Source organism: Psychroflexus torquis ATCC 700755 (genome assembly GCF_000153485.2).
In the GTDB taxonomy this organism is placed as follows: domain Bacteria; phylum Bacteroidota; class Bacteroidia; order Flavobacteriales; family Flavobacteriaceae; genus Psychroflexus; species Psychroflexus torquis.
Window position 1 is genome coordinate 584981 of record NC_018721.1, and the last position, 11891, is coordinate 596871.

The window sequence follows — 11891 nt, forward strand, 5'->3', positions numbered from 1 at the left end:
ATTCATTATGTATAATCAGTAGTGATTTATTGCTTGATCACTCTAAAGGTTTGAAGACTTCCTCCCACTTTTAAAGTCACTAAATAAACACCAGACTGCAGCTCTTTCATATCCACTTGTGGATTTGAAACTTTTGGTGCAGTTTCAACTACCATCTGTCCTAACATATTGTATACCTTTATGTTATCAACAGTAGATGCTGTTGAAATAGAAAGTATATCATTTACAGGGTTTGGATAGAAAGTAAAGTCTGTAGAGTCAAAACTAGTGTTAGATACAGTACCTACGTCTAGCGTATACTCTTCAGCTTGGCCATAAAAAGTGCCTAAACAAGGATCTAAATAACCAGTTGTTCCGAAAAGCTTTTTAACTCTCATTCTAGTTTGTCCTACTACAGCACCTACAGGTACTTCAAGTGTTTGAGTAGCTTGTTGACCATCCTCACCAGTAGAACCTGTGATGGTTGTTGTAATTTCATAAACTTCATCAGCATCAAAAACATCGTTTTGATTCCAGTCAATAAATACTGCAAATCTGTTTTCAAAACTACCACCAGCCGTATTCCCTTCGAGTATAATTTCGTAAGACTCTCCAGCTGAAACTTGTCCAACTACACTTGTAAAGTCTTCATGAGCAGGAGTACCGTCTACTGTTGCATCCGTTCTATTTGTAAAACCTGCAAATTCAACATTGGTAATAGGCTCAACATTCGCTGAAAACTCTAAAGGTCCACAATATGGAGCTGGGAATTCAATAAAATCTTCATCATTCAATTCTACTAAAGCTCCTCCAGAGGCTAAAGATACCCAAAGACCAAAAGCAGGACCATCCTGATTAGCACCAGGATCTAAAAATCCACTTGCAAAAACAGTAACAGCCGCATCTGCTAAACCTAATTCAGCTAAATAAGCTTGGTAGCCAGCAACTTTTGTAGAACCGTCTGCAGTAAATATATCAATCAGATAATCGTCTGTTGGTAATTCTAGATAGCCTTGGAATTCTGTATAGCTGATATCATCAACTAAAATACCTCCACCATCTTGGTTAACGACATCTACAGTAGGTGCATCTGGAGAACCATGATGTACTAAAACATCTGTATTTCCAGCCACAGCCGCAGCTTCTCTTGCACCTGCAAATACTTCTAAACTAATTGATGAATCCAAAGTACCAGAGGCCACTGCAATATAAGTTTCATCTGCAACCAAAGTAGTGCTTACATTAAATATGCTTTCAGAAACATCTAAACTGGTTCCCGGAGCAATATCGATAGTGAGTGGTGTGTTTGCGGGAGCATCTATAAAAGGAGTAGCCGTTCTAAACGTAAAATCATCTAGAAATAAATCTCCATTTAAGTAGACATCTACGACTTCCACAGCAGGATCTGGAGAATTATGAACCACTTGTAATCGCGCTAAAGGAAGAGTAACATTAATAGAATAATCTTCGGCTTGGCCATAACTAGATCCTATACAAGGGTTTAGATAATTAGTTACGCCAAAAATCTTTTTAACTCGCATACGAGTTTTACCAGGTAAAGCATCAATAGGAACAGCAATATCTTGGATAGCTTGTTGACCATCATTACCATCAGAATCTGAAATAGTTTCTAAAATTTCATAAACTTCGCCATCATCGTCTAAAACATCGTTTTGATTCCAGTCAACAAAAACGGCAAATCTATCGGTAAAAGCACCATCTGTATTCCCTTCTAGGGCAATCTCAAACGATTCTCCAGCGAGTACATCACCACTAAGACTAGTAAAATCTTCGTGACCGGGAGTGCCATCTACTGTTCCATCAGTTCTATTTGAAATACCTGCAAACTCAACATTGGTCATTGGTTCTACTGCTGAACTAAACTCTAAAGGGCCACAGTAGGGAAGTGGAAAATCTAAAGGAGGTTGTCCTTCAATAACAAATGCAACACTACTAAATTCTAGTCCAATATCAGAAAAAGCTGTCCAAGTTATAAGACCTCCACCAAAATCGGTAGGAATTATCAAATGAGCTTCGTTAACACCTGCAGCTCCTGCTCCTGCTGAAAACCAGTTCCAACAGATAGGTCCATCAAAATTTGGTATATCAAGACTTGGAGCTACAACCAACCAATAATTTCCAGCTGGCAGTGAAAAATTAGAACCTAGGGCTTCTGCCACGTCTATTCTTATATCTAGTCCTGTTCCATTCTGAATAAATACAATAGCAGGACCTTCCGGATTAATATTTACAAGTTCTAAAAGACCAGAACCCTCTTGACTAGGATCTCCTATAGGTAAATTTGTATCTGAATTGGCATATATATAAACATTTATGCCAGTAACATCCGCGATAAAATTTTCAGATTGATTAAAACCAAAAGCAGTAATAAAGGTGATATCATTTTCACTGGTCAATTCAAAGTCATCTGTTGAATAAACACCAGCGCCAGTGTTATTGACTGTAGAGACAATTCCAGCAGTCGCATCGGAGGGGCCTTGATCAAATAATACAGCCTTTTTAATTTCAGGAGCCGTTGCAGGCTGCGGCGATTCCATAGATAGTTTTTGTGCATTTGCAGAAAATGCAAAAACAAGACCTATCAAAGTCGCTAATAATTTAGTTGTTTTCATAATTTTTAGATTTAATTACAAATATAGTTAATGTTTAAATAAAATATTTTGCGCCTAATACTTTATTTAACATCAAATTGGTAAATGTTTTTAATCAAAACAACAATTAAATGAGCGGTCTTCTGCTCCAATATTCATCAAATTTTAAAAGTTATTTGTTTGAAAATTAGCTAGTCTTCCATAGCTTCCATAATCTCTTGGCTTATACCAATTTAGTATTCCAATGTCGGATAAAATAAGTTTCTTTTTCACTTATTAATCGTCATAAAATAGAACCGTAACTAGTGCTATGCTTATATTTTTTTCCTCAACTAAGTAAAAAATAATTCTAATTTTTAATACAACATTTAAAAACCAAATTGGTATTACACCCATATTGATAAGCCTTCGTGATGATACAAGTTTTATGAAGTTGCTTTTTTAGTGAGATCAGAAAATAAAGTCAGTGTGCAATCCGCACATTCCAAAGCCATTGGGCGTTTTCAAATTTGGTAAGTTTCTGTAAAATCCATCTTTTCAACTATATCAATCCAGTGAAATTTCTGGAAAACCCAGAAAAGGATTGGATAATTGACAAAGCACAAAATGAGCAACTATCATTTATTTGGCAACTTGTGTTTGGAAAAACAAAGACCTTAAAACAATACTAATTATAGAGATGAAAAATAAAATCAATCCGTTTTGTTTTTTATCGAATATCACTGACTGCAAATAAAAAATCCCGAAGCAAAGCTCCGGGATTCATTATTTATAATCATCAGTGATTTATTGCTTGATCACTCTAAAGGTTTGAAGACTTCCTTCAACTTCTAAAGTAACTAAATAAACACCTGACTGCAGCTCATTCATATCCACTTGTGGATTTGAAACTTTTGGTGCAGTTTCAACTACCATCTGTCCTAACATATTGTATACCTTTATGTTATCAACAGTAGATGCTGTTGAAATAGAAAGTATATCATTTACAGGGTTTGGATAGTAAGTAAAGTCTGTAGAGTCAAAACTAGTGTTAGATACAGTACCTACGTCTAGCGTATACTCTTCAGCTTGTCCATAAAGAGTACCTAAACAAGGATCTAAATAACCAGTTGATCCGAAAATCTTTTTAACTCTCATTCTAGTTTGTCCATCTACAGCACCTACAGGTACTTCAAGTGTTTGAGTAGCTTGTTGACCATCCACACCAGTAGAACCTGTTATGGTTGTTGTAATTTCATAAACTTCATCAGCATCAAAAACATCGTTTTGATTCCAGTCAATAAATACTGCAAATCTGTTTTCAAAACTACCACCAGCCGTATTCCCTTCGAGTATAATTTCGTAAGACTCTCCAGCTGAAACTTGTCCAACTACACTTGTAAAGTCTTCATGAGCAGGAGTACCGTCTACTGTTGCATCCGTTCTATTTGTAAAACCTGCAAATTCAACATTGGTAATAGGCTCAACATTCGCTGAAAACTCTAAAGGTCCACAATATGGAGCTGGGAAAAGAATAAAATCTTCATCATTCAATTCTACTAAAGCTCCACCAGAAGCTAAAGATACCCAAAGACCAAAAGCAGGACCATCCTGATTAGCACCAGGATCTAAAAATCCACTTGCAAAAACAGTAACAGCCGCATCTGCTAAACCTAATTCAGCTAAATAAGCTTGGTAGCCGGCAACTTTTGTAGAACCGTCTGCAGTAGTTATATCAATCAGATAATCGTCTGTTGGTAATTCTAGATAACCAGCGAATTCTGGATAGCTGATATCATCAACTAAAATACCTCCACCATCTTGGTTAACGACATCTACAGTAGGCGCATCTGGAGAACCATGATGTACTAAAACATCTGTATTTCCAGCCACAGCCGCAGCTTCTCTTGCACCTGCAAATACTTCTAAACTAATTGATGAATCCAAAGTACCAGAGGCCACTGCGATATAAGTTTCATCGGCAACCAAAGTAGTACTTACGTTAAATATGCTTTCAGAAACATCTACACTGGTTCCTGGAGCAATATCGAAAGTAAGTGGTGTGTTTGCGGGAACATCTATAAAAGGAGTAGATGTTCTAAACGCAAAATCATCTAGTGCTAAAACTCCGTTTACGTAGACATCTACGACTTCCACAGCAGGATCTGGAGAATTATGAACCACTTGTAATCGCGCTAAAGGAAGAGTAACATTAATAGAATAATCTTCTGTTTGGCCAAAACCAGTTCCTAAACAAGGGTCTAAATAACTAGTTGTTCCGAAAATCTTTTTAACTCGCATACGAGTCTTACCAGGTAAAGCATTAGCAGGTACAACAAGGGTTTGAACTGCTATTATATCATCATTACCATCAGAATCTGTGATGGTTTCTACGATTTGATAAACTTCACCATCATCGTCTAAAACATCGTTTTGATTCCAGTCAACAAAAACAGCAAATCTGTTGGTAAAACCAGCCGCAGTATTCGCTTGTAGTGCAATCTCATACGATTCTCCAGCGAGTACATCACCGCTAACACTAGTAAAATCTTCGTGAGCGGGAGTGCCATTTACTGCTCCATCAGTTCTATTTGAAATACCTGCAAAATCAACATTGGTCATTGGTTCTACTGCTGAAGTAAACTCTAAAGGGCCACAGTATGGAAGTGGGAAATCTAAACCAGATTCTCCTTCAATAACAAATGCAACACTACTAAATTCTAATCCAAGACCAGAAAAAGGTGTCCAATCTGTGAAATCTCCACCAAATGCATTAGTAGGATCTATAAGGTGTGCGACACTATTTCCAAACACACCTGTACCAGCTGCTCTCCAATTCCATCTTGTAGCATTACCAAAATCTGGAATATTTTGTGTAGGAGCAACAACTAGCCAATAATCTCCCTCTAGAAGTGTGAAAGAACCCCCACTCGCAGCTTCGATATCAACCTTTAGATCAAATCCTCCATCCCCTGAACTTATGATTTCTACAGCTGGACCGAACGGGTCAATATTCACTAATTCTAACAAGCCTGTTCCTGGTTGGGCAGGATCGCCGGCTGGAGAATTAGCACCTGAATCGGCATACACATAAACATTGATACCTGTAACTGTAGATTCAAATGAAAGATCTGAATTAAATCCATAAGCTGTTATAGACTGGATATTAAACTCAGCATCTAATGTAAAGTCATCAGTGGTATACACCCCAGCGCCTGTATTATTCACCACTGAAACTATACTTTCAAAATTAGTTAAAGTTCCATCTGGGGACTGATCAAAAAGAACTGCTTTAGGAATTTCCGGCGCTACAGACTGTTTTAATGATTTGACTGAAAAATCTTGTGCATTAAGTGTTAATGCAAATACAAGACTAAACACTGTCATTGTAATTCTAGTCATAATTTAAATTTTAAAATTGGGTGCCAATGTAGTTAATATTTGAATAAAAAATTAAGCTTCTGATATTTTTTTAGCTCAAAATTAATTAGCCTACTTTTATTAATGTTGTTATAATTTAATAAAAGTAGGCTAATTAAAAAACCCTCTAAATAGAGGGTTTAAAAAGTTATTTGTTTGAAAATTAACTAATCTTCCATAGCTTCCGTAATCTCTTGACTTACACCCGTATGACTAAAGCCTCTGTCATGATACAGGTTTTGGAGAGTTGCTTTTTTAGTGAGATCAGAAAATAAAGTCGGCGTGTAATCTGCACATTCCAAAGCCATTGGGCGTTTTCAAATTTGGTAAGTTTCTGTAAAATCCATCTTTTCAACTATATCAATCCAGTGAAATTTCTGGAAAACCTAGAAAAGGATTGGATAATTAACAAAGCACAAAAGGAATAACTATCATTTATTTGGTAACCTGTGTTTGGAAAAACGAAGACCTTAAAACAATACTAATCATAGAGATAAAAAACAAAATCAACCCGTTTTGTTTTTTATCGGACATTAATCACTGCAAATAAAAAATCCCGAAGCAAAGCTCCGGGATTCATTATTCATAATCATTAGTGATTTATTGCTTAATCACTCTAAAGGTTTGAAGACTTCCTTCAACTTCTAAAGTAACTAAATAAACACCTGACTGCAGCTCATTCATATCCACTTGTGGATTTGAAACTTTTGGTGCAGTTTCAACTACCATCTGTCCTAACATATTGTATACCTTTATGTTATCAACAGTAGATGCTGTTGAAATAGAAAGTATATCATTTACAGGATTTGGATAGAAAGTAAAGTCTGTAGAGTCAAAACTAGTGTTAGATACAGTACCTACGTCTAGCGTATACTCTTCAGCTTGGCCATAAAAAGCGCCTAAACAAGGATCTAAATAACCAGTTGTTCCGAAAAGCTTTTTAACTCTCATTCTAGTTTGTCCTACTACAGCACCTACAGGTACTTCAAGTGTTTGAGTAGCTTGTTGACCATCCTCACCAGTAGAAGCTGTTATGGTTGTTGTAATTTCATAAACTTCATCAGCATCAAAAACATCGTTTTGATTCCAGTCAATAAATACTGCAAAACTGTTGGTAAAATTACCAGCCGTATTCCCTTCGAGTATAATTTCGTAAGACTCTCCAGCTGAAACTTGTCCAACTACACTTGTAAAGTCTTCATGAGCAGGAGAACCATCTTGTGTTGCATCAGTTCTGTTTGCAAAACCTGCAAATTCAACATTGGTCATTGGTTCTACTACAGTATACTCTATAGGTCCACAATATGGAGATGGGAATTCAATAAAATCTTCATCATTCAATTCTACTAAAGCTCCACCAGTAGCTAAAGATACCCAAAGACCAAAAGCAGGACCATCCCCATTAGAAGCAGGATCTAAGAAACCACTTGCAAAGACAGTAACGGCCGCATCTGCTAAACCTAATTCAGTAAAATAAGCCTGGTAGCCAGCAACTGTTATAGAATTATCTGCAGTTGTTATATCTATAAGATAGTTAGCTGTTGGCAATTCTAAATAGCCTTGGAATTCTGGATAGCTGATATCATCAACTAAAATACCTCCACCATCTTGGTTCACTGCATCTACAGTAGGAGCATCTGGAGAACCATGATGCACTAAAACATCTGTATTTCCAGCCACAGCCGCAGCTTCTCTTGCACCTTCAAATACTTCTAAACTAATTGATGAATCCAAAGTACCAGAGGCCACTGCGATATAAGTTTCATCGGCAGTTAAAGTAGGGCTAACAGTAAATATACTTTCAGAAACATCTACACTAGTTCCTGGTGCAATATCGATAGTAAGTGGGGTGTTTGCGGGAGCATCTATAAAAGGAGTAGCCGTTCTAAACGTAAAATCATCTAGAAATAAATCTCCATTTAAGTAGACATCTACGACTTCCACAGCAGGATCTGGAGAATTATGAACCACTTGTAATCGCGCTAAAGGAAGAGTAACATTGATAGAATAATCTTCTGCTTGACCAAAACCAGTTCCTAAACAAGGGTCTAAATAATCATTTGTGCCAAAAAGCTTTTTAACTCGCATACGAGTCTTACCAGCTAAAGCATCAGCAGGTACAGTAATATCTTGGATAGCTTGTTGACCATCATCACCATCAGAACCTACAATGGTTTGTGTGATTTCATAAACTTCACTATCATCGTCTAAAACATCGTTTTGATTCCAGTCAACAAAAACAGCAAATCTGTTGGTAAATCCACCATCTGTATTTCCTTCTAGTGCAATCTCATACGATTCTCCAGCGAGTACATCACCACTAAGACTAGTAAAATCTTCGTGAGCGGAAGTGCCATTTACTGTTCCATCAGTTCTATTTGAAATACCTGCAAATTCAACATTGGTCAATGGTTCTACTGTACTAAAATCTAAAGGGCCACAGTAAGGCGCTGGAAAATCTAAAGCAGATTCTCCTTCAATAATGAATGCAGTACTTTCATATTCAGTTATACCAAGATCAGAATAAGGTGTCCAAACTGTGAAATTTCCACCAAATGCATTAGTAGGATCTATAAGGTGTGCGACACTATTTCCAAATACACCTGTACCAGCTGCTCTCCAATTCCATCTTGTAGCATTACCAAAATCTGGAATATTTTGTGTAGGAGCAACAACTAGCCAATAATCTCCCTCTGGAAGTGTGAAAGAACCCCCACTCGCAGCTTCGATATCAACCTTTAGATCAAATCCTCCATCCCCTGAACTTATGATTTCTACAGCTGGACCGAACGGGTCAATATTCACTAATTCTAACAAGCCTGTTCCTGGTTGGGCAGGATCGCCGGCTGGAGAATTAGCACCTGAATCGGCATACACATAAACATTGATACCTGTAACTGAAGATTCAAATGTTTGATCTGAGTTAAATCCATAAGCTGTTATAGACTGGATATTAAACTCAGCATCTAATGTAAAGTCATCAGTGACATACACCCCAGCGCCTGTATTATTCACCACTGAAACTACACTTTCAAAATTAGTTAAAGTTCCATCTGGCGACTGATCAAAAAGAACTGCTTTAGGAATTTCCGGCGCTACGGACTGTTTTGTTGATTTGACTGAAAAATCTTGTGCATTAAGTGCTAATGCAAATACAAGACTAAACACTGTCATTGTAATTCTTTTCATAATTTAAAGTTTTAAGTTCAGCACTAATGTAGTTAATATTTGAATAAAAAAATAAGCTTCTGATATTTTTTTTAACTAAAAATTAGTTAATAACACCTTTTTTAATAATGTTGTTATAATTTTATAAGAGTCAACTAATGAAAAAACCCTCTATACAGAGGGTTTTAAAAGTTATTTTTTTGAAAATTAGCTAGTCTTCCATAGCTTCCACAATCTCTTGGCTTACACCCATATTGGAAAAGCCTCCGTCATGATACAGATTTTGTAAAGTTACTTTTTTGGTAAAGTCAGAAAATAAAGTCAGTGTGTAATCTGCACATTCCAAAGCCGTTGCATTACCAAGCGGAGACATTTTTTCAGCATAGTTCATAAATCCGGTAAATCCTTTTACACCTTGTCCCGCAGAGGTAGGTGTAGGTGACTGTGAAATCGTATTCACTCTTACCTTTTTATCTTTTCCAAAAAAGTAACCAAAACTTCTAGCGACAGATTCTAGGTAAGCCTTGTTATCTGCCATATCGTTATAATCTGGAAAAACACGCTGAGCTGCCATATAGGTTAAAGCAACAATACTTCCCCACTCGTTCATAGCATCCTTTTTATAAAGGGTTTGCATCAGTTTATGAAAAGACAACGCCGATACGTCTAAGCCTTTTTGGGTCCAATTGTAATTCTGGTCTGTATAGTGTTTTCCCTTTCTTACATTGATAGACATACCAATAGAATGAAGAACAAAATCTAACTTCCCTCCTAGTATTTCCTGTGATTTTTCGATTAAATCCTGAAGATCTTCAACGTTAGTGGCATCTGCAGGAATAACCTCAGAATTTGTTTTTTCAGCAAGGGTTTTTATAGTTCCCATTCTTAAGGCAACGGGAGCATTTGTTAACACAAATGTAGCCCCTTCTTCATGAGCTCTTTCTGCGGTTTTCCAAGCAATTGAGTTTTCATCCAAAGCTCCAAAAATAAGTCCTCGTTTTCCTTTCAATAAATTATATGACATAGGTAGTAAATTTTATTTCGATTGTAAAGTTAATCATTTTAACAAAGATTGAGCATGAGCCAAAGCAGATGCAGAGGTTTTATCTCCTCCTAGCATCTCTGCAAGTTCCACAACCCGCTCCTGCCCTTTGAGTATTTTTATATTCGACTTTGTTTTTTCATTTTCTGTCGTTTTATAAACTTTGAAGTGTTGCTCTCCCATCCCAGCAATTTGTGGAAGATGCGTTATGGAAATCACTTGAAGAGAGCTTGACATTTTTTTCATGATACTTCCCATCTTTGTAGCAATATCACCAGAAACCCCTGTATCAATTTCATCAAAAACAATGGTTGGTAGATTCTCAAATTCAGCAAGAAGACTTTTAATGGCTAAAGTAATTCGTGACAACTCACCACCAGAGGCTACCTTCTTTAAGTCTTGAAGTGCACTCCCTTTATTGGCGGAAAACACCCATTCAAATTCATCGGCACCTTTTGGAGTAAAGACATTGGTATAGCCTCCTCTAACTTCAAACTTAGCATCTGGAATTCCCAATTCACCAAGCATGCTTTCTACACTAGTGCTTATCACCTTAGTGGTGTCTTGTCTAGTCTTAAATAAGGTTTTAGCAATGACTTCTAGCTTTTCAATTTGATCATCAATTTTGGCCTGTACCTCCCTCAGAGCCTGTTCTGCATTTTCTTTTACAGAGACTTGTTCTTCAAGTTCGTTTTGAGTCTCTATCAAGCCTTCTATGCTTGAAGCATGATGCTTTTTCTGAAGGTTATAGAGGTGTTGTAATTGCGTATTGATCTGTTCCAATACTTTGGGATCTGCCTCTAAAGACTCCTGTTGAGATTGAGTTTCACTTGAAATATCTTCCGCCTCAATCAAAATGCTTTCTACTCTCCGATACAACTCCTCTAAATTGGTATCGAGTTGAGCCGCTTTTCTCATCTGCAAGTTAATTTCTCGTAATTGAGAAATGACTCCCATAGATTCTTCGTCTAAGTGCTCAAAGGATTGCCCAAGTTTTTCTTGAAGCTCCTCTATATGACTCAATTTTCTTTGTTCGGACTCCAACTCCTCCAGCAGACCTACTTTAAGCTTCGCCTCCTTCAATTCTGAAAGTAGAAACACATTGTAGTCGTAAGTTTCGTCAGCTTTAACTTGATTAGATTTTAACTTCTCAAAATGACCCTTATACTCATTTAAAAGCTTAAAGTTATCTTTATAGTTTTGCTTTAATTTAGAGTTTTGAGCAACTGTGTCCAATACTGAATACTGGTAATCTGTATTTCCAATAGAAAGGGTTTCGTGTTGACTGTGGATATCAATGAGATGAACGCCCAATTCACTAAGATTCGAGAGTTTTACGGGAGTGTCATTGACAAAGGCTCTAGACTTTCCTGATGGTAAAATCTCTCTCCTTATTATAGTGTGCTCTTCATAGTCTAGGTCCAAAGCATCAAAGAGTGAAGACAAATTGAATGAACCTATAGAAAAATGACCTTCAATGATACATTTTTTTTCTGAATCTTTTATAGAGTTTAAGTCTGCTCTTTTGCCTAAAAGTAGGGAAAGGGCACCAAGTATTATAGATTTTCCTGCACCAGTTTCTCCGGTGATGATGGAAAAATGATCTGTAAATTCAAGACTAATGTCTTCAATAAGAGCGAAATTTTTTATTCCAAGAACTCTAAGCACAACTGAAGGATTTAGTAGTTATA

The 11891-nt window shown here is 36.8% G+C and carries 5 protein-coding genes and 1 pseudogene; all 6 read right to left on the minus strand.

Going from position 1 to position 11891, the window contains the following annotated elements:
• Positions 1-26 precede the first annotated feature (26 nt).
• The gene (locus tag P700755_RS02585) at positions 27-2612 is read right to left on the minus strand and encodes a GEVED domain-containing protein (protein WP_015023199.1); all 2586 of its coding nucleotides are present in this window, start codon (positions 2610-2612) and stop codon (positions 27-29) included.
• Between the two features lie 765 nt (positions 2613-3377).
• Complete coding sequence (locus P700755_RS02590; protein ID WP_015023200.1) at positions 3378-5972, minus strand: GEVED domain-containing protein; 2595 nt, start codon at positions 5970-5972, stop codon at positions 3378-3380.
• A gap of 185 nt (positions 5973-6157) precedes the next feature.
• Positions 6158-6295, minus strand: a pseudogene (locus P700755_RS19800) (enoyl-ACP reductase); the annotation flags it as partial.
• A 295-nt stretch (positions 6296-6590) separates the two neighbouring features.
• Positions 6591-9179: a GEVED domain-containing protein gene (locus P700755_RS02595; RefSeq protein ID WP_015023201.1), complete on the minus strand. Its 2589-nt coding sequence runs from the start codon at positions 9177-9179 to the stop codon at positions 6591-6593.
• A gap of 190 nt (positions 9180-9369) precedes the next feature.
• Entirely contained in the window at positions 9370-10182 is an 813-nt protein-coding gene (locus P700755_RS02600; RefSeq protein WP_015023202.1) for an enoyl-ACP reductase FabI, read from the minus strand.
• 33 nt (positions 10183-10215) lie between these two features.
• Positions 10216-11868 carry a DNA repair protein RecN gene (gene recN / locus P700755_RS02605; protein WP_015023203.1) on the minus strand — a complete coding sequence of 551 codons (1653 nt, stop codon included), beginning with the start codon at positions 11866-11868 and terminating at the stop codon, positions 10216-10218.
• Positions 11869-11891: the final 23 nt, after the last annotated feature.

What these genes read in the sequence shown, in the direction of transcription:
- P700755_RS02585 (WP_015023199.1), bottom strand. Translation starts at nt 2,612, where the DNA reads ATGAAAACAACTAAATTATTAGCGACTTTGATAGGTCTTGTTTTTGCA.
- P700755_RS02590 (WP_015023200.1), bottom strand. Translation starts at nt 5,972, where the DNA reads ATGACTAGAATTACAATGACAGTGTTTAGTCTTGTATTTGCATTAACA.
- P700755_RS02595 (WP_015023201.1), bottom strand. Translation starts at nt 9,179, where the DNA reads ATGAAAAGAATTACAATGACAGTGTTTAGTCTTGTATTTGCATTAGCA.
- P700755_RS02600 (WP_015023202.1), bottom strand. Translation starts at nt 10,182, where the DNA reads ATGTCATATAATTTATTGAAAGGAAAACGAGGACTTATTTTTGGAGCT.